The organism is Streptomyces sp. NPDC030991 (assembly GCF_055571235.1).
In genome coordinates this window covers 260,615-280,000 of the sequence record NZ_JBVIFR010000008.1, presented here as the reverse complement: position 1 = coordinate 280,000, position 19,386 = coordinate 260,615, and the positions used below count along the sequence as shown (strand labels likewise).

Here is a 19,386-nt window from a genome sequence, read left to right as displayed (position 1 = left end):
TGCATGTCCGCATGCGTGGCGAGAGTTGATCAAGGTAGTCGATTCGAAGGGCGAAGCGTGGCCAAGAAGCAAGGTGCCATCGAGATCGAAGGCACTGTCGTCGAGTCTCTTCCGAACGCCATGTTCAGGGTGGAGCTCCAGAACGGCCACCAGGTCCTGGCACACATCAGCGGCAAGATGCGGATGCACTACATCCGCATCCTCCCTGACGACCGGGTCGTGGTGGAGCTGTCTCCGTACGACCTGACGCGTGGCCGGATCGTCTACCGGTACAAGTAGATCTTGCCCGGTCCCGCTTTCCGGCGGGACGCCGGCAACTGACCCGGAGAACCTCACCCATGAAGGTCAAGCCGAGCGTCAAGAAGATCTGCGACAAGTGCAGGGTGATCCGCCGTCACGGTCGGGTCATGGTGATCTGCGACAACCCGCGCCACAAGCAGCGCCAGGGCTGACGCACGACTGACTGCAGTTCGTTCGCAGAGTTTCGCGCGACGCACGCAACACATTGAGTACATATGCAGGGCCCGCCAGCAGTGGACAGGATGCTGAACACTGCGGCGACACCTTCGGTCGGAGGCCGGGGACCCAGTCGTACCGAACCGCTCATCGCAGCGGGGACGGCGTCGGGGAGTGGCTCTGCTGCAGACCTCCGAAAATCAACAGGAGCCATGAATGGCACGCGTTGAAGGCGTTGACCTCCCGCGCGAAAAGCGCATCGAGGTTGCCCTCACCTACGTGTTCGGCATCGGCCGTACGCGCGCCCAGCTCACGCTGGACACCGTCGGTGTGGACCGCAACACCCGCGTTCGCGACCTGACCGAGGAAGACCTCGTCAAGATCCGCGAGTACGTGGACCAGAACTTCCAGACCGAGGGTGACCTCCGTCGCGAGATCCAGGCCGACATCCGCCGCAAGGTCGAGATCGGCTGCTACCAGGGTCTGCGGCACCGTCGTGGTCTGCCGGTCCGCGGCCAGCGCACCAGCACGAACGCCCGCACCCGCAAGGGCCCGCGTCGCGCCATCGCCGGTAAGAAGAAGCCGGGCAAGAAGTAGTCCTCAGCGGACGCTTTTCAGCGGTCTTCGCTGTAGGACCGACCACCTCCCGTAGGAGAACGACATGCCCCCCAAGGGACGTCAGGGCGCTGCCAAGAAGGTGCGCCGCAAGGAAAAGAAGAACGTCGCTCACGGCCACGCGCACATCAAGAGCACGTTCAACAACACGATCGTGTCCATCACGGACCCGAGCGGCAACGTGATCTCGTGGGCCTCCGCCGGCCACGTCGGCTTCAAGGGCTCCCGCAAGTCCACGCCGTTCGCCGCGCAGATGGCTGCCGAGTCGGCCGCCCGTCGCGCGCAGGAGCACGGCATGCGCAAGGTCGACGTCTTCGTCAAGGGCCCGGGTTCCGGTCGTGAGACCGCCATCCGTTCGCTCCAGGCGACCGGCCTCGAGGTCGGCTCGATCCAGGACGTCACGCCGACCCCGCACAACGGCTGCCGTCCGCCCAAGCGTCGCCGCGTCTGATCTTTCTCAGCGCAGGCCGCTTGGTCTGAGGTCTTCGGGCGGTACGGCTCTCCTGGGCGGTGCCGCCCGTACCCTTGTTCCACGTCAGGGCATCAAATAGTGGGTGCCCCTGAACTGAAGGACTTATCTTCATGCTGATCGCTCAGCGTCCCTCGTTGACCGAAGAGGTCGTCGACGAATTCCGCTCCCGGTTCGTGATCGAGCCGTTGGAGCCGGGCTTCGGCTACACCCTCGGCAACTCGCTCCGCCGGACTCTGCTCTCCTCGATTCCGGGTGCGGCGGTCACGTCCATCCGTATCGATGGTGTCCTGCACGAGTTCACCACCGTGCCGGGTGTCAAGGAGGACGTCACCGACCTGATCCTCAACATCAAGCAGCTCGTCGTCTCCTCGGAGCAGGACGAGCCGGTCGTGATGTACCTGCGCAAGCAGGGCCCGGGTCTGGTCACCGCCGCCGACATCGCGCCGCCGGCCGGTGTCGAGGTGCACAACCCCGACCTGGTCCTCGCCACGCTCAACGGCAAGGGCAAGCTGGAGATGGAGCTGACCGTCGAGCGCGGTCGCGGCTACGTCTCCGCCGTGCAGAACAAGCAGGCTGGTCAGGAGATCGGGCGCATCCCGGTCGACTCGATCTACTCGCCGGTTCTCAAGGTGACGTACAAGGTCGAGGCCACGCGTGTCGAGCAGCGGACCGACTTCGACAAGCTGATCGTCGACGTCGAGACGAAGCAGGCCATGCGTCCCCGTGACGCCATGGCGTCGGCGGGCAAGACGCTGGTCGAGCTGTTCGGTCTCGCCCGCGAGCTGAACATCGACGCCGAGGGCATCGACATGGGCCCGTCCCCGACGGACGCCGCCCTGGCCGCTGACCTGGCGCTGCCGATCGAGGAGCTGGAGCTCACCGTTCGGTCGTACAACTGCCTGAAGCGCGAGGGCATCCACTCCGTGGGTGAGCTCGTCGCACGCTCCGAGGCGGACCTGCTCGACATCCGCAACTTCGGTGCGAAGTCGATCGACGAGGTCAAGGCGAAGCTGGCCGGTATGAGCCTCGCCCTGAAGGACTCGCCGCCCGGATTCGACCCGACCGCCGCCGCCGACGCCTTCGGCGCCGACGACGACGCGGACGCCGGGTTCGTGGAGACCGAGCAGTACTAGTTTTCCCGCGTCCCTGTCGGGGCGCGGCCACTGACCCCGGTACCTGATACGGCCGGGGCAGACACCAAGGAGAAACACCATGCCGAAGCCCACCAAGGGTGCCCGTCTGGGCGGCAGCGCCGCGCACGAGAAGCTGCTCCTCGCGAACCTCGCGAAGTCGCTCTTCGAGCACGGCAAGATCACGACGACCGAGGCCAAGGCCCGTCGTCTGCGCCCGTACGCGGAGCGTCTGGTCACCAAGGCGAAGAAGGGCGACCTTCACAACCGCCGTCAGGTGCTCCAGGTGATCACGGACAAGAGCGTCGTCCACACGCTCTTCACCGAGATCGGCCCGCGCTACGAGAACCGCCCGGGTGGTTACACCCGTATCACCAAGATCGGTAACCGTCGTGGCGACAACGCGCCCATGGCTGTCATCGAGCTGGTCGAGGCGCTGACGGTCGCGCAGCAGGCCACCGGTGAGGCCGAGGCCGCCACCAAGCGCTCCGCCAAGGACGCCGAGGCCGCCGCTCCGGCCGCCGAGGTCGTCGAGGACGCCAAGCCGGCCGACGAGGCCGCCGCTGAGGAGTCCAAGGACGCCTGAGGCTCTGCCTCGCGTGTTGTGTGAGCGGGTCCGCCCTTACGGGGCGGGCCCGCTTTCGCGTTCGGTCGTGTGAGAGGAACGGTTGCAGTGAGTGACGAGGTGGCGGACGGGTTCGTGCGCGTGCGGCTCGATCTGTCGTACGACGGCAAGGACTTCTCCGGGTGGGCCAAGCAGGCCGGCGGCCGGCGGACCGTGCAGGGGGAGATCGAGGACGCGCTGCGGACGGTGACCCGCTCCTCGCAGACGTACGAGCTGACCGTGGCCGGGCGGACCGACGCCGGGGTGCACGCGCGGGGGCAGGTGGCGCATGTGGATCTGCCGGCCGGGGTGTGGGAGGAGCACCGGGAGAAGCTGTTGAAGCGGCTGGCCGGGCGGCTGCCCAAGGATGTGCGGGTGTGGTCGGTGGGGGAGGCACCGGAGGGGTTCAACGCGCGGTTCGCCGCCCTGTGGCGGCGCTACATCTACCGGGTCGGCGACCGGCCGGGCGGTGTCGATCCGCTGTTGCGCGGCCATGTGCTGTGGCACGACTGGGAGTTGGACGTCGAGTCGATGGACGTCGCCGCCAAGTCCCTCGTGGGGGAGCATGACTTCGCGGCGTACGCGAAGCGGCGCGAGGGCGCGACGACGATTCGGGAGATCCTCGCCTTCGGGGTCGAGCGGCGGCCCGACGGTGTCATCGAGATCGAGGTGCGCGCGGACGCCTTCTGCTACAACCAGGTGCGGTCCATGGTGGGCGCGCTGCTGTTCGTGGGGGACGGGCACCGGGGCGCCGAGTGGCCGCGGAAGGTGCTGGACGCGGGGGTGCGGGACAGTGCGGTGCATGTGGTGCGGCCGCATGGGCTGACGCTGGAGGAAGTGGCTTATCCCGTCGACGAGCTGCTGGCGGCCCGGGGCAAGGAGGCCCGCAACAGGCGGACGTTGCCCGGGGCGGGCAGCAGCTGAAGCAGACGGCGCGGGACGCGCCGCGGCGCGCGGATGTCGTGCCGCACCTGACGGAGTGGGCCGAGGTCCGGGCCCTGGATCCGGAGCAGGCACGGCACTGGTTTTCCCGGCCACGCATCGTGGACGGGCGCGGGGCGCTCGACCCGGCCGTATGGGCCGCGGCGAGCTGGGATGTCCGGGGGCTGGGGAGGCCCCCGGTGGGGAGGGAAAGAGATGACGTACGCAAGGGGCGACCGGGATCTGGAGAGATCCGAGACCGCCGTGACCGTGGTGATGCCCACCTACAACGAAGCGGCGAACCTGCCGCGCGTCGCCGAACTGGTGCTCGGCCAGCCGGTGCCGGGGCTGCACCTGAAGATCGTGGATGACTCCAGCCCCGACGGGACCGGGCGGATCGCCGAGGAGGTCGCCGAGAAGTACAACGCCGATCTGCCGGGCGGGCGGCGGCGGATGAGCGTGCTGCACCGGGTGGAGAAGGACGGGCTCGGGCGGGCGTACGCGGCCGGGATGAGCGCGGCGCTGGAGGAGGGTGCCCAGTACGTGGTGCAGATGGACGCCGACGGCTCGCACCCGGCGGAAGCGCTGCCGCGGATGCTGGACGCGGCCCTGGCGCACGACGCCGGGCTCGTCATCGGCAGCCGCTACGTCGACGGCGGCTCCCTGGACGAGGAGTGGGGCTGGCACCGCAAGGCCCTGTCGAGGTTCGCCAACGGGTACGCGCGCACGGTACTCGGGACGCGGCAGATCTCCGACATCACCGCGGGGTTCACGATGTGGCGCGCTGACGTGCTGGCCGCCGTCGACGTGAAGTCCCTGGACAGCGCGGGCTACAGCTTCCAGGTGGAGCTCAAGTACAAGGCGGTGCGCGGGGGCTGTGAGGTCGTCGAGATCCCGATCCGGTTCGAGGAGCGCACCGAGGGCGTCTCCAAGATGAGCCTCGGTACGCAGGTCGAGTCGGCCATGATCCCGCTGCGGCTGCGCCGCCGCTACCGCGGGGTGTGACGCCGGTGTCCGGGCGACACGGGGGCGCCCCGTCCGCGCTGAGCAAGCTGTACGCAGAGATCGCCAAGTTCGGTGCGGTCGGCCTGCTCGGCATCGTCGTGAACCTCGCGGCCTTCAATCTGCTGCGCTGGGCCACGGAGTTGCAGACGGTCCGTGCCAGTGTCGCCGCCACCGCGGTCGCGATCGTCGGCAACTACGTGGGGTTCCGGTACTTCACGTACCGGGACCGGGGATCGGCCGTCGGCCGGCGGCGCGAGATGGCGCTGTTCGCCTTCTTCAGCGCCGTCGGCCTGCTGATCGAGAACGGGGTGCTCTACGGGGCGACGTACGGCCTCGGCCTGCACGACGCCCTGTGGAGCAACTTCTTCAAGTTCACGGGCATCGGCGTCGCGACGCTGTTCCGCTTCTGGTCGTACCGCACCTGGGTGTTCAGGAGCGCCCCGCAGGTGCCGGTGGCTCCCCACGGGTTCGACACGGCCGGATTCGTCGAGTCGGTCGAGCAGACCTTGACGCTGCGCGCCGTCACCCCGCCGTCGCCGCGGCCGAGGCCTGGACCTCGCCGCGCCGCTTGATCTGCTGGAACGTGAACTCCTGGAGGTCGTCGCCCAGCGCGTACATGGCGGCGTCCTTGGGGGTGGCGTCCGTGCCGTTGGTGCGGCCGCCGTTGGTGAAGTACGCGTAGCGGCCCACGGAGTTCGCGGTCTGGCGGCAGACCGTCGTGCGGCAGAACGTGGGGACCCCGGAGCCGGGCAGTGACAGGACCGCGCCGTCGAAGTCGTACTGCTCCTTGGCCCGGGTCGCCGCGGCCTTGGTGTCGAAGACCGCGAGGCCGATGGTGACGGCCGCGTCGCCCTTGTAGTAGGTGGCGCGGATCACCTGCCGGCAGCCGTTCTTCTTCAGGACGGCGGGCAGGCCCTTCGTGGCCACCGAGGCGCAGTCGGTCGTACGGGCCGTCGCGCCCCTCTTGTAGACGTGGCCGCCGATGGTGAGCGACGGGCCGGGATAGAGCGTGTCCGCGGCGAGCGGCGCCTTGTCCTTGGCCGCGCTGTCGATGAACTCGTTCGGGTTCAGCGGGGGCGGGGGCGTCGTCTCCTCGAAGGAGGGGCCCGGCGTCTTTCCCGCGCTGGGGATGTCCGCGGTGCTCGGCAGCTGGTCGGCCGGCTTGTTCGCGGCCTCGCTGTCGCCGTTCGCGGAGACGATGCCCCAGGCGACGGCCGAACCGACCGCGAGCGTCGCCAGGACGGCGCCGCCGATGATCATCCAGCGTTTCTTGCGCGTGCGGGCCTCGGACGCCTCGGCCAGTGCCGCCCAGTCCGGAGCGCCCCCGCTGTCACCCGAACCCCACTGGGGTCCCCCCTGCCCGAAACTCATGGGGCGCATCTTAGACGCCTCCCGCGGGGCCGGGGATACACCAGGTGCGGCCCGCGAGCGGCATGCCGTTACGCTGGAGGGGACTGGGCACCCCCTGGTCCCGGAGCCGGGGTCCGAACCGCGTTTTGACCCATCCGGGGCGTCACGGGTATTCTGCCTAATCGTTGTGTGTATTGGCCTGCTCATTCTCACGTGAGGGGCCTTGCACAGGTTCCCTGGAGCAGTTTCCAGTGGGCGGCATACGGGCGCTGAACCCGGCCACTGTCGTCCCCAGCTGCACGATCGCTTCAGTGATGCCACGTTTCAGCACCCATCCACTGAAGAAGAAGGCTGCGAAGTGCGTACGTACAGCCCCAAGCCCGGCGATGTGACTCGCCAGTGGCACGTCATCGACGCGCAGGACATCGTCCTGGGCCGTCTGGCCACCACTGCCGCGACCCTCCTCCGTGGCAAGCACAAGCCCACCTATGCCCCGCACATGGACATGGGCGACTTCGTCGTCATTGTCAACGCGGACAAGGTGCACCTGTCCGGCAACAAGAAGACCCAGAAGATGGCGTACCGCCACTCCGGTTACCCGGGTGGTCTGCGTTCCGTCCGCTACGACGAGCTGCTCGCGAAGAACCCCGAGAAGGCCGTCGAGAAGGCCATCAAGGGCATGCTTCCCAAGAACACGCTCGGCCGTCAGATGCTCTCGAAGCTGAAGGTCTACTCGGGCGACCAGCACCCGCACGCTGCCCAGCAGCCGGTGCCGTTCGAGATCACCCAGGTCGCGCAGTAGTTCCGGCCACACCCCCAAAGACAGAAAAGAATCTGAGGAGCATCGTGGCCGAGACCACCGCCGAGACGCCGGTCGAAGAAGAGATCGTCGACGTCGAGAGCTACACCACCGAGTCGGACGCGCCCGTCGAGGGCGAGTACACCTCGGAGTCCAACCCCGCCCGCTTCGGTGACCCGCAGCCGGCCGCCGGCCTGGGCCGCCGCAAGAACGCCATCGCGCGCGTTCGCATCGTCCCGGGCTCGGGCAAGTGGAAGGTCAACGGGCGCACGCTCGAGGACTACTTCCCGAACAAGGTCCACCAGCAGGAAGTCAACGAGCCCTTCAAGGTGCTCGAGCTCGACGGCCGCTACGACGTCATCGCCCGCATCTCGGGTGGCGGCGTCTCCGGTCAGGCCGGTGCCCTGCGCCTCGGCGTGGCCCGCGCGCTGAACGAGGCGGACGTGGACAACAACCGCCCGGCGCTCAAGAAGGCCGGTTACCTCAAGCGTGACGACCGTGCGGTCGAGCGCAAGAAGGCCGGTCTCAAGAAGGCCCGCAAGGCCCCGCAGTACAGCAAGCGCTAAATCTCGCTGCCTGCTTGTCTTTCCCGTTCGCCCCGGCGGCACTTCGCGTGCCGCCGGGGCGTTCGGTTTATGGATGACGTGACGTTTCGGAGGACATCTAGTGGGACGACTCTTCGGCACCGACGGCGTGCGCGGCGTCGCCAACGCGGATCTGACGGCCGAGCTGGCGCTCGGGCTCTCCGTCGCCGCGGCGCATGTACTCGGTGAGGTGGGCACCTTCGCGGGGCACCGTCCGGTGGCGGTCGTCGGGCGTGATCCGCGGGCCTCGGGCGAGTTCCTGGAGGCCGCGGTCGTCGCGGGCCTGGCCAGCGCCGGTGTCGATGTACTGCGCGTCGGTGTGCTGCCCACCCCCGCGGTGGCGTATCTCACCGGTGCGCTGGAAGCCGACCTCGGCGTCATGCTCTCCGCGAGCCACAACGCCATGCCGGACAACGGCATCAAGTTCCTCGCCCGCGGCGGCCACAAGCTGGACGACGCCCTGGAGGAGCGGATCGAGGACGTCTACGAGCAGCACCGCACCGGTGAGCCCTGGGACCGCCCGACCGGTTCCGGCGTCGGCCGCGTGAAGGCGTACGACGAAGGCTTCGACCAGTACGTCGCCCACCTCCTCGGGGTCCTGCCCAACCGGCTCGACGGGCTGAAGATCGTCCTCGACGAGGCGCACGGTGCCGCGTCCCGCGTCTCGCCCGAGGCGTTCACGCGCGCGGGCGCCGAGGTCGTCACGATCGGCGCCGAGCCCGACGGGCTCAACATCAACGACGGCTGCGGCTCGACCCACCTCGACCTGCTGAAGGCCGCCGTCGTCGAGCACGGGGCCGACTTCGGTGTCGCCCACGACGGGGACGCCGACCGCTGCCTGGCCGTGGACCACACGGGCTCCGAGGTCGACGGCGACCAGATCATGGCCGTCCTCGCCCTCGCGATGCGCGAGCGCGGCGCCCTGCGCGAGGACACCGTCGTCGCGACCGTCATGTCGAACCTGGGCTTCAAGCTGGCCATGGAGCGCGAGGGCATCACCTGCGTACAGACCGCCGTCGGCGACCGGTACGTCCTGGAGTCCATGAAGAGCCGCGGGTACGCGTTGGGCGGCGAGCAGTCCGGGCACGTCATCGTGCTCGACCACGCGACGACCGGTGACGGCACGCTGACCGGGCTGCTGCTCGCGGCGCGGGTCGCGCAGACCGGCCGGAGCCTGAAGGACCTCGCCGCCGTCATGGAGCGGCTGCCGCAGGTCCTCATCAACGTGCCGGACGTGGACAAGTCCCGCGTCACCACCTCCACCGAGCTGACCACGGCCGTCGCCGACGCCGAGCGGGAGCTGGGCGCCACCGGGCGGGTACTGCTCCGCTCCTCGGGCACCGAGCCGCTGGTCCGGGTGATGGTCGAGGCCGCCGACATCGAGCAGGCGCGGGGCGTGGCCGAGCGCCTCGCCGACGTCGTGAAGTCGGCGCTCGGCTAAGCGCGCGCGACCCCGCGCGCGCCGCGCTCACGCTGCCTGGCCCAGAGGAACTTCTGGACGAGGAGCGTGAGCGTGCCGGCCAGGACGATGCCCAGCAGGTTCAGCAGGAGCTGCTGGGTGGAGCCCCGGGTCTGGCCCATGTCGCCGTAGCTGAGGGCCACCGCGGCGTTCGCCGCCGCGGGCACCGTGGTCACCGAGATGGCCACCCCCACCAGCGCGCCCGACTTCGCCGAGGTGAGGGAGAGCGTGCCGGCCACGCCCGCCAGCACGGCGACCACGAACGAGAACCAGTCGGGCGCGTAGACGAACCCGGTGTTGGGGCGCTCCGCCTCCAGCTGCTTCTGGGTGAACAGTCCCACCGCGTCCATGAACCAGCTGAAGCCCACCGTCACGACCATCGCCGCGGCGAACCCGACGAGCAGCGCGATCACTGAGCGCAGTGCGAGGCGCGGGGCGCGCCGCACCAGCGCCGTGCAGACCCCGGCGAGCGGGCCGAACTCCGGGCCGACCGCCATGGCGCCGACGACCAGGATGGCGTTGTCGAGCACCACGCCGCACGCCGCGATCATGGTGGCGATGACGAGGAACGCCACGTAGGTGACGGTGAGTGTCGACTCCTCGTGCGTGGTGTCCGTCAGGTGCTCCCACAGCACCGCGTCGGCGCCCTCGCCCGGCGCGTCGTCCTCGGCCCGGTCGGCGCGGAGCGACAGCGACAGGTCGATGTTCTCGACGGCGATCGAGCCCGCCTTGTCGATCTCCAGCTTCCGCAGCCCGTCGATGAGCTCGTCCCCGGCCTCGCGGGCGACATCGCACAGCACGACGTCGCCCGCCGGATCGCGGGCGGCGCCGGGCAGCACCGCGAGGTGCGTGGTGCCGACCGTGCTCTCGATCAGACGCACGACGGCGTCCGTCTTCTCGGCCGGGGTGATCAGACGCAGATGCAGCATGCGCGTACGGTAACCGGCGCCGCCCGGGGCCCGCTCTCAGAGTTTGCGCAGGCGCAGCCGCTGCACCTTGTGGTCGGCCCCCTTGCGGATGACGAGGCCCGCGCGGGCCCGCGTGGGGGCCACGTTCTCCAGCAGGTTGACCTTGTTGATGGTGCTCCAGATCGTGCGCGCGTAGTCCAGGGCCTCCTCCTCCGAGACCTGCGTGTACTTGCGGAAGTACGACGACGGGTCCTGGAAGGCGGTCGCGCGCAGCTTGCGGAACCGGTTGAGGTACCACCGCTCGATGTCCTCGGCGCGCGCGTCCACGTAGACGCTGAAGTCGAAGTAGTCGGCGAGGCCGACGCGGGTGCGGCCGTCCTTGCCCGGCAGGGCGGGCTGGAGCACGTTGATGCCCTCGACGATGAGGATGTCGGGGCGGCGCACGGTCAGCTTCTGGTCCGGCACGATGTCGTAGATGAGGTGCGAGTAGACGGGGGCCGTCACCTCGTCCTTGCCGGCCTTGATGTCGGCGACGAACCGGGTCAGGGCGCGGCGGTCGTAGGACTCGGGGAAGCCCTTGCGCGCCATCAGGCCGCGGGCCTGGAGCTCCTTGGTGGGCAGCAGGAAACCGTCGGTGGTGACGCGCTCCACGCGCGGGTGCTCGGGCCAGCGCGACAGGAGGGCCTGGAGGAGCCGGGCGACGGTCGACTTGCCGACCGCGACCGACCCCGCGACCCCTATGACGAAGGGCGTGCCCGACTGAGCGGCCTTCTCGCCGGTGTCGCCGAGGAAGGTGTTGACGGCGCTGCGCAGGCCGTCGGTGGCGCCGACGTACAGGTTCAGGAGGCGGGAGAGCGGCAGGTAGATGTCGCGGACCTCGTCGAGGTCGATCACGTCGCCGAGACCGCGCACCCGCTCCACCTCGTCGGCGGTCAGCGGAAGTGGCGTCTTTTCACGCAGGGCGCTCCACTCGGTTCGGGTGAGGTCGACGTAGGGAGTCGCCTCCGGCTTGTGCCGGTGGGCGCTCCGGGAGGTCGAGTGCAGGGGCTCGGAGACCGGAGAGATCACAGTCCATTGTTACGGCTGTATGGACGGCGCGGGGGGTGGGGTGCGTCACGCGGCCGAACGGAGGCCCTGCCTCCGTCCTATCGTCACAGCTTGCGCACAGGTATGGATTCCGGATGGAGGCGGGCGGTACCTTCCCGGGACCCGTGGTCCGCAGCCGCAGCCGCGGTGCGGAAGGGGACGTCATGGCCGTACTTCGCTTGCCCGGCTTCGTACGACGACTGGCCGATGCCGCGAGACCCCCTGATGACTGGGCCGGACACGTCCGCAGCGAACTGGCGCTGGAGCTGCCCGACGAGGACATCGGCGAGGACCTCGACGACTGTCTCGACTTCTACGAGATGGGCAGCAAGCCGCGCTGCGAGGAGGTCGAGTACCTGGGGCTCGTGCAGGACGCGCGGGACCGGCTCCTGTGGGGACGCGAGAGCAAACCCTAGGCTGCGGCACATGTGCGGAATCGTGGGATATGTGGGCTCGCAGTCGGCCCTTGACGTCGTGCTGGCCGGGCTGCGACGGCTGGAGTACCGGGGCTACGACTCCGCCGGTGCGGCCGTGCTCGCCGACGGCTCGCTCGCCGCCGCGAAGAAGGCCGGCAAGCTCGCCAACCTGGAGAAAGAGCTGGTCGAGCGGCCATTGCCGACCGGCGCGACCGGCATCGGGCACACCCGCTGGGCCACCCACGGCGGCCCCACGGACGCGAACGCCCACCCGCACCTGGACAACGCGGGCCGCGTCGCCGTCGTCCACAACGGCATCATCGAGAACTTCGCCGCCCTGCGCGCCGAACTGGCCGAGCGCGGCCACGAACCGGCCTCCGAGACGGACACCGAGGTGGTCGCGCACCTGCTCGCCGAGGAGTTCGCGGACAGCGGGGACCTCGCCGCCTCCATGCGCCGGGTGTGCCGCCGCCTTGAGGGCGCGTTCACGCTGGTCGCGGTGCACGCGGACGCGCCCGACGTGGTCGTGGGGGCGCGCCGGAACTCGCCGCTGGTGGTGGGCGTGGGGGAGGGCGAGGCGTTCCTCGCCTCGGACGTCGCGGCCTTCATCGAGCACACCCGCTCCGCGATCGAGCTCGGCCAGGACCAGGTCGTCGAGGTGCGCCCGGACGCGGTGACGGTGACCGACTTCGACGGGCGCCCCGCCGAGGTGCGCCGCTACCACATCGACTGGGACGCCTCCGCCGCCGAGAAGGGCGGCTACGACTACTTCATGCTCAAGGAGATCGCGGAGCAGCCGAAGGCCGTCGCGGACACGCTGCTGGGGCGGATCGGCGCCGGGGGCCGGCTGACCCTGGACGAGCTGCGGATCCCCGCCCAGGTGCTGAAGATGGTCGACAAGGTCGTCGTCGTGGCGTGCGGCACGGCGTTCCACGCGGGTCTGATCGCCAAGTACGCCATCGAGCACTGGACGCGGATCCCGTGCGAGGTGGAGCTGGCGAGCGAGTTCCGTTACCGGGACCCGATCCTGGACGCCCGTTCGCTGGTGATCGCGATCTCGCAGTCCGGCGAGACGATGGACACGCTGATGGCGCTGCGGCACGCGCGCGAGCAGGGCGCCACGGTCCTCGCGATCTGCAACACGAACGGCTCGACGATCCCGCGCGAGTCGGACGCGGTGCTGTACACGCACGCGGGGCCGGAGGTCGCGGTCGCGTCGACGAAGGCGTTCCTGACGCAGTTGGTGGCGTGTTACCTCGTCGCGCTCTACCTCGGCCAGGTGCGCGGCACCAAGTGGGGCGACGAGATCCTCACCGTCGTACGGGACCTCGCGCGCATGGGCGAGGAGGTCGAACGGGTCCTGGAGACCATGGAGCCGGTACGGGAACTGGCCCGTTCGCTGGCCGGGCACGACACCGTGCTCTTCCTCGGGCGCCACGTCGGTCACCCGGTGGCTCTTGAGGGCGCCCTCAAGCTCAAGGAGCTGGCGTACATGCACGCCGAGGGCTTCGCGGCCGGTGAACTGAAGCACGGGCCGATCGCGCTCATCGAGGCCGGGGTGCCGGTGGTGGTCGTGGTGCCCTCACCGCGCGGGCGCTCCGTCCTGCACGACAAGATGGTCTCCAACATCCAGGAGATCCGGGCGCGCGGCGCCCTGACCATCGTGATCGCCGAGGAGGGCGACGAGGCCGTCGTCCCCTACGCCGACCACCTCGTCCGCGTGCCGGCCACCCCGACGCTGCTCCAGCCACTGGTCGCGACGGTGCCGCTCCAGGTCTTCGCCTGCGAACTGGCGACCGCGCGCGGCAACGAGGTGGATCAGCCGCGGAATCTGGCGAAGTCCGTGACGGTGGAGTGACCCGGGGCAAGTACGTGTGGTGTGAACTGACCACCGCGTAGCCGTCGACCGTAAGGTGCTCGGCATGAGCATCATCGGGGTCGGTATCGACGTGGCCGAGATCGAGCGGTTCGCGGCGTCGCTGGAGCGGACGCCCGGGCTGGCCGGGCGGCTCTTCCTGCGCGACGAGTTGTTGCTGCCCGGCGGCGAGCGGCGCGGGGTCGCCTCGCTGGCCGCCCGGTTCGCGGCGAAGGAGGCGATCGCCAAGGCGCTGGGCGCGCCGGCCGGGCTGCGGTGGACCGACGCGGAGGTCTACGTCGAGGAGAGCGGGCAGCCGCGGATGCGGGTGACGGGGACGGTGGCCGCGCGGGCGGCCGAGCTCGGCGTCACCGGGTTCCATGTGTCGCTGAGCCATGACGCGGGGGTTGCGTCCGCGGTGGTGGTGGCGGAGGGGTAAGGGGCGTCGCTTTCGGGGTGGGTGCGGCCGGGTTGTGCTGAGTGCGCAGTTCCCCGCGCCCCTGGGGGCTGGGTGTCGTGTCGGCCGCGGGGCTTTAGAGGTCGTGTTTGGGCCGCGGGTCGGTGGGGCTTCTCGCGCGGTTCCTCGCGCCCCTGAGGGGGCTGGGTGTCGTGGGCCGTGCGTGTGGTGGCTGCGGGGCGGTGGGGCTTCTTGCGCAGTTCCTCGCGCCCCTGAGGGGGCTGGGTGTCGTGGGCCGTGCGTGTGGTGGCTGCGGGGCGGTGGGGCTTCTCGCGCAGTTCCTCGCGCCCCTGAGGTGTGCACTTCGTGCGTCACCTCAGCGGGGCGCGGGCGGGCGCGATGGTGGTGCCGCCCGTAGGACGGCTACGGGTGTGTGATGTTCTGCCAGACCTGGCGTACCGCCGAGGCCACGTCCTGGGCCGAGATCGGGGCGTCCTGGGATACGTGGCGGGCCGCCAGGCCGTGGAGGTAGGCGCCCACCGATGCCGCGTCCATCGGCCGTAGCCCCGCCGCCAGCAGGGATCCCGTCAGCCCGGACAGGACGTCGCCGCTGCCGGCCGTGGCCAGCCAGGGGGTGCCCGTGGGGTTCACCCGGACCGGAACGCCGTCCGCGTCCCCGTCCGGCGACGCGATCAGCGTCGTCGAGCCCTTCAGCAGCACCGTGGCCCGGTACCGCGCGGCCAACTCCCGTACCGACGCCAGGCGTTCGCGCTCCACCCGCTCCCGGTCGCAGCCCAGCAGCGCCGCCGCCTCCCCGGCGTGCGGGGTCAGGACCGTGGGCGCCGTGCGGCCCCGTACCGTCTCCGCGTCCGCCAGCCGGAGGCCGTCCGCGTCGATGAGGACCGGGACGTCCGATGCCAGAACGTCCGCGAGGCCCCCCTTGTCGTCCCCCAGGCCGGGGCCGATCACCCACGCCTGGACGCGGCCCGCCTGCGAAGGCGGCCCCGCCGACACCAGGGTCTCCGGGAAACGGGCGATCACCGCGTCCGCGGCCGCGCCCACGTAACGGATCGCCCCCGCCCCGCCGTGCAGCGCCCCGGCCGTGGCCAGGACCGCGGCGCCCGGATAGCGGGCCGAGCCCGCGACGACGCCGACCACGCCGCGCTGGTACTTGTCGCTCTCCCCGGTGGGACGCGGCAGCAGCGCCGCCACGTCGCCGTGTTGCAGAGCCTCCAACTCCCGCCCGTCGGCGGGCGGTTCGAGGCCGATGTCGACCAGGCGGAGCGCCCCCGCGTAGGTGTGCGCCGGATCGATGAGCAGCCCCGGCTTGTACGCGCCGAACGTGACCGTCGCGTCCGCCCGCACCGCGTCGCCATGTACCTCGCCGGTGCCCGCGTCCACCCCGCTGGGCAGGTCCACGGCGACCGTGCGGGCCCCCGATTCCCGTGCCAGGGCTGCCAGTTGCGCGGCGCGCGGGCGCAGCCCGCCCTTGCCGCCGATGCCCACGATGCCGTCGAGGACGAGGTCCGCCCCGGTCACGGCCCGCGCGGCGGCGTCGGACTCCGCGTCCAGCACGGTGCCACCGGCCGCCCGCAACGCCGCGAGGCCCCCTGCGTGGGCCCGCTCCGGCGCCAGCGTCAGCGCCGTGACGCCCGCGCCGCGCCGGGCCAGCCGGGCGCCGGCGTACAGGGCGTCGCCGCCGTTGTCCCCGGAGCCGATCAGCAGGGTGATCCGTTTCCCGTACACCTTGCCGAGCAGGTCGGCGCAGGCCGCGGCGAGCCCGGCCGCCGCCCGCTGCATGAGTGCTCCGTCGGGCAGTCGCGCCATCAGCGCGCGTTCGGCGGCCCGGATGGTCTCCACGTCATAGGCAGTGCGCATGTCATCGAGTCTCCCCCAGGAAGTGGGTGCGAAGCAGCTCGGCCGTCTCCGCGGGGTGCGTGGACCAGCCGTTGTGCGCGCCGGGGAAGACCGCCAGGGGTAGCCCGAGACGCTCGGCGAGCAGTGCGGCGGGGCGGTACGGCAGGTGGCCCCGGGTGTCCGCGCCGGCCGCCAGGACCAGGCGGTCGGCGACCGTCGAGAGGGCGGCGAGATCAGGGACGTACGCCGCGAAACTGCGGTGCTCGTACCGGATCGCGAGGGGCGCGTTCACCAGGAGCCGCTCCCGCGCGGCCCGGGTGCGCTCCGGGAGCGGGTCCTCCTGGGGCGCGGGGAGCAGCACCGGGCCGACGCCCCGCAGGAAGCGCTCGCCCGCCGCTCCGAGCCCCTCGGTGACGAACGTGTCGTACACCTCCTGGAAGAACGCCAGCTGCTCGGCCGCGTCCGGCAGCACGCTCCACGACGGCGGCTCGTGCGCGAGGGCTCCGCGCAGCCGCTCCGGGTGGCGGGCCAGCAGGTCGAGGGTGACGATCGCGCCGCTGGACGCGCCGGCCACGTACGCGGGTTCGCCGGGCGCGACCGCGTCCAGCAGGCGCAGGGCGTCGTCCGCGTGGACGTCGACCCGCTGCTCGGCGCGGGGGCCGTCCAGGGTGCTGCGCGAGTATCCGCGCGGGTCGTGCGTGAGCACCGTGAACGTGTCGGCCAGGGCGTCGGCGACCGGGTCGAGGGCCGCCGCGTCGCCGCCCGCGCCGGGCAGCAGGAGGAGGAGCGGGCCCGCGCCGCGCGTCTCGTGGTGGAGCGTCGCGCCGGGCACGCGAAGCCGGCCGCTGGTGATCAACTGCTCTCTCCTTCGGGCCAGTTGGTGAGGGCGATGTGCAGGGCCCGTACCGTGCTCGTCCAGCTGTCGCCCGCCTCGCGCCGGTGGCGGAAGCCGCCCGCGAGTTCGAGGCTGACGAAGCCGTGGAACGTGCTGCGCAGCAGCCGGCCCGCGTCGGTCAGGTCCGGCTCGGCCAGGCCGTACCCCTGGAGCAGCGCGTACGTGCAGGTGAGGTTGCGGCGCAGGGCCGGGTGGTCGTCGTAGACCGAGGGGTCGAGCTCCTGCTGCTGGGTCGCCGCGTACCGGCCGGGGTGGGCGAGGGCGAAGTCGCGGTAGGCGTCGGCGAAGGCGACGAGCGCGTCGCGGCCCGCCCGGCCCGCGAGCGCGTCCGCGATCCGGTCGGCGAGGTCGAGGCCGGAGAGGACGGCCACCCGCAGGCGCAGGTCGGACAGGTTCTTCACGTGCGCGTACAGGCTCGCGTCCTTCACGCCGAAGCCGCGGGCGAGCGCCGCGACGGTGATGTGCTCGAAGCCGACGGTGTCCGCGAGGTCGGCGGCTGCCGCCACCACCCGCTCCCTGGTCAGCCCTGCTCTGGCCATCATGTGCGCCGTCACTCCTCTGCCGGTGGTCCCGGGCCACGCCCCCGGATCCGGCATCCGCCGTGCCTATGGGTCCTAGGTTTTTACTTACGGTACCTAGGTACGGCTGGGCTGATCAACCGATTTCCGGTGGATCCCGCCGCGCGGCTGCCCCCGATCCCGCGCCCGGGCGGGTTCCCTTCGCCCATGATCAGCCCCCCTCCGCGCGGCACGCTCGCCGCGCTGATCGCCCTCGCCGCCGTCCTGTCGGCGGGACCGGTCTTCGCCGAGCCGGCCCCGCCCCGGCCCGCCGCGCCCGCCCCGGCCGGAGCACCCGTCCCGGGCAGCCCCGGCGACCCGGACACGGCGAAGAAGTGCCCCACGCGCGCGTACCGCCTCGCCTGCGTCGACCTGAAGCGCCAGCGGATGTGGGTGAGCAAGGGAAGGAAGGAGATCCTCCTCGGCCCCGTCCCGATCCGCAGCGGACGCGCCGGGTACCGGACCCGCACCGGCTGGCACAAGGTCTACTGGAAGCACAAGAACCACTGGTCGTCGATCTACAACACCTCCATGCCGTACAGCCAGTTCTTCAGCCGCGGGCAGGCCTTCCACGCCATCTACGGCGATGTGCACAGCCCACCGGGTTCACGTGGCTGTGTGAACATGCGGCTCGCCGACGCCAAGAAGCTGTGGCGCGTGCTGAAGAAGAACGACCGCGTCTACGTGTGGGGCCGCAAGCCCGGCACTTGAGGGTTTTCCACAGGCTCGCAGGGCACCTCGGGCCGCTCTGAGAGACTGGGCGCACGATGAACGAGAACGTGACTGCCCCGCTCCGCGCCCGCGCCGAGATCGACCTCGGCGCCCTGAGGGCCAATGTGCGGTCCCTGCGTGCCCACGCGCCGGGGGCCGCGTTCATGGCCGTCGTGAAGGCGGACGCGTACGGGCACGGCATGATCCCCGTGGCCCGCGCGGCCAAGGAGGCGGGCGCCGAATGGATCGGCACCGCCACCCCAGAGGAGGCCCTGGAGCTGCGCGCCGCGGGGCTGCCCGGGCGCGTCATGTGCTGGCTCTGGGTGCCCGGCGGCCCCTGGCGCGAGGCCGTCGAGGCCGATCTGGACATGTCGCTGAGCGGGCTGTGGGCCCTGCGCGAGGTCACCGGCGCGGCGCGGGAGCTGGGCCGCACGGCCCGCGTCCAGCTCAAGGCCGACACCGGCCTCGGGCGCAACGGATGCCTGCCCGCCGACTGGCCCGAGCTGGTCCGCGAGGCCCTCGCCGCGCAGGAGGCGGGCCTCGTCACGATCACCGGCCTGTGGTCGCACTTCGCCTGCGCCGACGAGCCGGGACACCCCTCCACCGCGGCGCAGCTGGCGCGTTTCCACGAGATGGTCGCGTACGCGGAGGGGGAGGGCGTCACCCCTGAGGTGCGCCACATCGCGAACTCGCCGGGCACGCTCACCCTCCCCGAGACCCACTTCGACCTCGTCCGCCCCGGCATCGCCATGTACGGGATCTCGCCCAGCCCCGAGCTGGGCACGCCCGCCGACTTCGGGCTGCGCCCCGTCATGACGCTCAAGGCGAGCCTCGCCCTGGTGAAGCACGCGCCGGGCGGACTCGGCGTCAGCTACGGCCACCACTACGTCACCCCGGGCGAGACGACCCTCGGCCTGGTGCCGCTCGGCTACGCGGACGGCATCCCGCGCCACGCCTCCGGCACCGGCCCGCTCCTGATCGGCGGCAAGCGGCGCACGGTCGCGGGGCGGATCGCGATGGACCAGTTCGTCGTCGACCTCGGGGGCGACGAGCCGGCCGCGGGCGACGAGGCGGTGCTCTTCGGCCCGGGCGACGCGGGCGAGCCGACCGCCGAGGACTGGGCGGCCGCGGCGGGGACGATCGGATACGAGATCGTGACGCGCATCGGTTCGCGCGTACCGCGCGTCTATGTGGACGAGCAGGCCGACGGAGTGGCGGAGAAGGCCACCCCGGAAGCGGCGGGTGGCGGGGACGGAGCGGCCCAGGGCGGCGCGTGACGCTCCCCATGGGTTGCGAGGGCGCCACCCGG

Annotated in this window: 23 protein-coding genes; 17 read left to right on the top strand and 6 right to left on the bottom strand. The window is 71.1% G+C overall.

What is annotated here, in order from left to right:
- The first annotated feature begins 57 nt into the window (after positions 1 to 57).
- The 9 genes from infA (at position 58) to ACZ45E_RS17920 (ending at position 5,775) form a co-directional block, all read left to right on the top strand.
- A complete protein-coding gene (gene infA / locus ACZ45E_RS17960) occupies positions 58 to 279 on the top strand; it encodes a translation initiation factor IF-1 (RefSeq protein WP_004927214.1) in 222 nt (73 codons plus the stop codon).
- Positions 280 to 338: 59 nt separating this feature from the next.
- Entirely contained in the window at positions 339 to 452 is a 114-nt protein-coding gene (gene rpmJ, locus ACZ45E_RS17955) for a 50S ribosomal protein L36 (protein WP_003974245.1), read from the top strand.
- A 220-nt stretch (positions 453 to 672) separates the two neighbouring features.
- Positions 673 to 1,053: a 30S ribosomal protein S13 gene (rpsM, locus tag ACZ45E_RS17950; protein WP_468221829.1), complete on the top strand. Its 381-nt coding sequence runs from the start codon at positions 673 to 675 to the stop codon at positions 1,051 to 1,053.
- Between the two features lie 64 nt (positions 1,054 to 1,117).
- Positions 1,118 to 1,522 carry a 30S ribosomal protein S11 gene (gene rpsK, locus ACZ45E_RS17945; protein ID WP_003956432.1) on the top strand — a complete coding sequence of 135 codons (405 nt, stop codon included), beginning with the start codon at positions 1,118 to 1,120 and terminating at the stop codon, positions 1,520 to 1,522.
- A gap of 131 nt (positions 1,523 to 1,653) precedes the next feature.
- Positions 1,654 to 2,676 carry a DNA-directed RNA polymerase subunit alpha gene (locus ACZ45E_RS17940; RefSeq protein WP_468221828.1) on the top strand — a complete coding sequence of 341 codons (1,023 nt, stop codon included), beginning with the start codon at positions 1,654 to 1,656 and terminating at the stop codon, positions 2,674 to 2,676.
- 79 nt (positions 2,677 to 2,755) lie between these two features.
- Positions 2,756 to 3,259 (top strand): 50S ribosomal protein L17, encoded by a 504-nt coding sequence (rplQ, locus tag ACZ45E_RS17935; protein WP_468221827.1) that lies wholly within the window; start codon positions 2,756 to 2,758, stop codon positions 3,257 to 3,259.
- An 87-nt stretch (positions 3,260 to 3,346) separates the two neighbouring features.
- Entirely contained in the window at positions 3,347 to 4,201 is an 855-nt protein-coding gene (truA, locus tag ACZ45E_RS17930; protein WP_468221826.1) for a tRNA pseudouridine(38-40) synthase TruA, read from the top strand.
- Between the two features lie 213 nt (positions 4,202 to 4,414).
- Complete coding sequence (locus ACZ45E_RS17925) at positions 4,415 to 5,203, top strand: polyprenol monophosphomannose synthase (RefSeq protein WP_468221825.1); 789 nt, start codon at positions 4,415 to 4,417, stop codon at positions 5,201 to 5,203.
- 5 nt (positions 5,204 to 5,208) lie between these two features.
- Positions 5,209 to 5,775 carry a GtrA family protein gene (locus ACZ45E_RS17920; protein WP_468221824.1) on the top strand — a complete coding sequence of 189 codons (567 nt, stop codon included), beginning with the start codon at positions 5,209 to 5,211 and terminating at the stop codon, positions 5,773 to 5,775.
- Here the strand turns inward: ACZ45E_RS17920 and ACZ45E_RS17915 are convergent.
- On the bottom strand, positions 5,726 to 6,574 hold the full coding sequence (locus tag ACZ45E_RS17915) for a hypothetical protein (protein WP_468221822.1): 849 nt from the start codon (positions 6,572 to 6,574) through the stop codon (positions 5,726 to 5,728). The genes ACZ45E_RS17920 and ACZ45E_RS17915 overlap by 50 nt on opposite strands.
- Positions 6,575 to 6,911: 337 nt before the next feature.
- Between ACZ45E_RS17915 and rplM the strand changes: the two genes are divergently transcribed.
- From rplM to glmM, 3 genes are all read left to right on the top strand, one after another.
- Positions 6,912 to 7,355 (top strand): 50S ribosomal protein L13, encoded by a 444-nt coding sequence (rplM, locus tag ACZ45E_RS17910; protein ID WP_338697257.1) that lies wholly within the window; start codon positions 6,912 to 6,914, stop codon positions 7,353 to 7,355.
- 44 nt (positions 7,356 to 7,399) lie between these two features.
- Positions 7,400 to 7,918, top strand: a complete 519-nt coding sequence (gene rpsI, locus ACZ45E_RS17905) for a 30S ribosomal protein S9 (RefSeq protein WP_468221821.1) — start codon at positions 7,400 to 7,402, stop codon at positions 7,916 to 7,918.
- Positions 7,919 to 8,018: 100 nt separating this feature from the next.
- Entirely contained in the window at positions 8,019 to 9,377 is a 1,359-nt protein-coding gene (gene glmM / locus ACZ45E_RS17900) for a phosphoglucosamine mutase (protein WP_468221820.1), read from the top strand.
- On the opposite strand, the gene ACZ45E_RS17895 is transcribed toward glmM, so the two are convergent.
- Together ACZ45E_RS17895 and coaA are read right to left on the bottom strand one after the other, a co-directional pair.
- Positions 9,374 to 10,324 carry a DUF389 domain-containing protein gene (locus tag ACZ45E_RS17895; protein ID WP_468221819.1) on the bottom strand — a complete coding sequence of 317 codons (951 nt, stop codon included), beginning with the start codon at positions 10,322 to 10,324 and terminating at the stop codon, positions 9,374 to 9,376. The two genes, glmM and ACZ45E_RS17895, sit on opposite strands and share 4 nt — an antisense overlap.
- A gap of 36 nt (positions 10,325 to 10,360) precedes the next feature.
- Complete coding sequence (coaA, locus tag ACZ45E_RS17890) at positions 10,361 to 11,371, bottom strand: type I pantothenate kinase (protein ID WP_468221818.1); 1,011 nt, start codon at positions 11,369 to 11,371, stop codon at positions 10,361 to 10,363.
- Between the two features lie 182 nt (positions 11,372 to 11,553).
- Here coaA and ACZ45E_RS17885 point away from each other — a divergent pair, with 182 nt between their 5' ends.
- The 3 genes from ACZ45E_RS17885 (at position 11,554) to ACZ45E_RS17875 (ending at position 14,099) form a co-directional block, all read left to right on the top strand.
- On the top strand, positions 11,554 to 11,805 hold the full coding sequence (locus ACZ45E_RS17885; protein ID WP_468221816.1) for a hypothetical protein: 252 nt from the start codon (positions 11,554 to 11,556) through the stop codon (positions 11,803 to 11,805).
- A 10-nt stretch (positions 11,806 to 11,815) separates the two neighbouring features.
- Complete coding sequence (gene glmS / locus ACZ45E_RS17880; protein WP_468221815.1) at positions 11,816 to 13,663, top strand: glutamine--fructose-6-phosphate transaminase (isomerizing); 1,848 nt, start codon at positions 11,816 to 11,818, stop codon at positions 13,661 to 13,663.
- A 64-nt stretch (positions 13,664 to 13,727) separates the two neighbouring features.
- Positions 13,728 to 14,099, top strand: a complete 372-nt coding sequence (locus ACZ45E_RS17875) for a holo-ACP synthase (RefSeq protein ID WP_468221813.1) — start codon at positions 13,728 to 13,730, stop codon at positions 14,097 to 14,099.
- 381 nt (positions 14,100 to 14,480) lie between these two features.
- Here ACZ45E_RS17875 and ACZ45E_RS17870 read toward each other — a convergent pair whose 3' ends face one another.
- Genes ACZ45E_RS17870 through ACZ45E_RS17860 form a run of 3 tightly spaced genes read right to left on the bottom strand, consistent with a single transcriptional unit; the run spans position 14,481 to position 17,348 of the window.
- A complete protein-coding gene (locus ACZ45E_RS17870) occupies positions 14,481 to 15,935 on the bottom strand; it encodes an NAD(P)H-hydrate dehydratase (protein WP_468221812.1) in 1,455 nt (484 codons plus the stop codon).
- A 1-nt stretch (position 15,936) separates the two neighbouring features.
- Positions 15,937 to 16,770 (bottom strand): alpha/beta fold hydrolase, encoded by an 834-nt coding sequence (locus tag ACZ45E_RS17865; protein ID WP_468221811.1) that lies wholly within the window; start codon positions 16,768 to 16,770, stop codon positions 15,937 to 15,939.
- Positions 16,767 to 17,348 carry a TetR/AcrR family transcriptional regulator gene (locus ACZ45E_RS17860; RefSeq protein ID WP_468221950.1) on the bottom strand — a complete coding sequence of 194 codons (582 nt, stop codon included), beginning with the start codon at positions 17,346 to 17,348 and terminating at the stop codon, positions 16,767 to 16,769. The genes ACZ45E_RS17865 and ACZ45E_RS17860 overlap by 4 nt, the downstream gene beginning before the upstream one ends.
- Before the next feature lie 186 nt (positions 17,349 to 17,534).
- Here ACZ45E_RS17860 and ACZ45E_RS17855 point away from each other — a divergent pair, with 186 nt between their 5' ends.
- Positions 17,535 to 18,077 carry a L,D-transpeptidase gene (locus tag ACZ45E_RS17855; RefSeq protein WP_468221809.1) on the top strand — a complete coding sequence of 181 codons (543 nt, stop codon included), beginning with the start codon at positions 17,535 to 17,537 and terminating at the stop codon, positions 18,075 to 18,077.
- 56 nt (positions 18,078 to 18,133) lie between these two features.
- Complete coding sequence (gene alr, locus ACZ45E_RS17850; RefSeq protein ID WP_468221808.1) at positions 18,134 to 19,354, top strand: alanine racemase; 1,221 nt, start codon at positions 18,134 to 18,136, stop codon at positions 19,352 to 19,354.
- Positions 19,355 to 19,386 lie beyond the last annotated feature (32 nt).

Bases quoted from the DNA above. Each gene is read 5' to 3' on its own strand.
- rpmJ (WP_003974245.1), top strand. From the start codon at position 339: ATGAAGGTCAAGCCGAGCGTCAAGAAGATCTGCGACAAGTGCAGGGTG.
- rpsM (WP_468221829.1), top strand. From the start codon at position 673: ATGGCACGCGTTGAAGGCGTTGACCTCCCGCGCGAAAAGCGCATCGAG.
- rpsK (WP_003956432.1), top strand. From the start codon at position 1,118: ATGCCCCCCAAGGGACGTCAGGGCGCTGCCAAGAAGGTGCGCCGCAAG.
- ACZ45E_RS17940 (WP_468221828.1), top strand. From the start codon at position 1,654: ATGCTGATCGCTCAGCGTCCCTCGTTGACCGAAGAGGTCGTCGACGAA.
- rplQ (WP_468221827.1), top strand. From the start codon at position 2,756: ATGCCGAAGCCCACCAAGGGTGCCCGTCTGGGCGGCAGCGCCGCGCAC.
- ACZ45E_RS17925 (WP_468221825.1), top strand. From the start codon at position 4,415: ATGACGTACGCAAGGGGCGACCGGGATCTGGAGAGATCCGAGACCGCC.
- ACZ45E_RS17915 (WP_468221822.1), bottom strand. From the start codon at position 6,574: ATGAGTTTCGGGCAGGGGGGACCCCAGTGGGGTTCGGGTGACAGCGGG.
- ACZ45E_RS17895 (WP_468221819.1), bottom strand. From the start codon at position 10,324: ATGCTGCATCTGCGTCTGATCACCCCGGCCGAGAAGACGGACGCCGTC.
- ACZ45E_RS17885 (WP_468221816.1), top strand. From the start codon at position 11,554: ATGGCCGTACTTCGCTTGCCCGGCTTCGTACGACGACTGGCCGATGCC.
- glmS (WP_468221815.1), top strand. From the start codon at position 11,816: ATGTGCGGAATCGTGGGATATGTGGGCTCGCAGTCGGCCCTTGACGTC.
- ACZ45E_RS17875 (WP_468221813.1), top strand. From the start codon at position 13,728: ATGAGCATCATCGGGGTCGGTATCGACGTGGCCGAGATCGAGCGGTTC.
- ACZ45E_RS17870 (WP_468221812.1), bottom strand. From the start codon at position 15,935: ATGCGCACTGCCTATGACGTGGAGACCATCCGGGCCGCCGAACGCGCG.
- ACZ45E_RS17860 (WP_468221950.1), bottom strand. From the start codon at position 17,348: ATGGCCAGAGCAGGGCTGACCAGGGAGCGGGTGGTGGCGGCAGCCGCC.
- ACZ45E_RS17855 (WP_468221809.1), top strand. From the start codon at position 17,535: ATGATCAGCCCCCCTCCGCGCGGCACGCTCGCCGCGCTGATCGCCCTC.
- alr (WP_468221808.1), top strand. From the start codon at position 18,134: ATGAACGAGAACGTGACTGCCCCGCTCCGCGCCCGCGCCGAGATCGAC.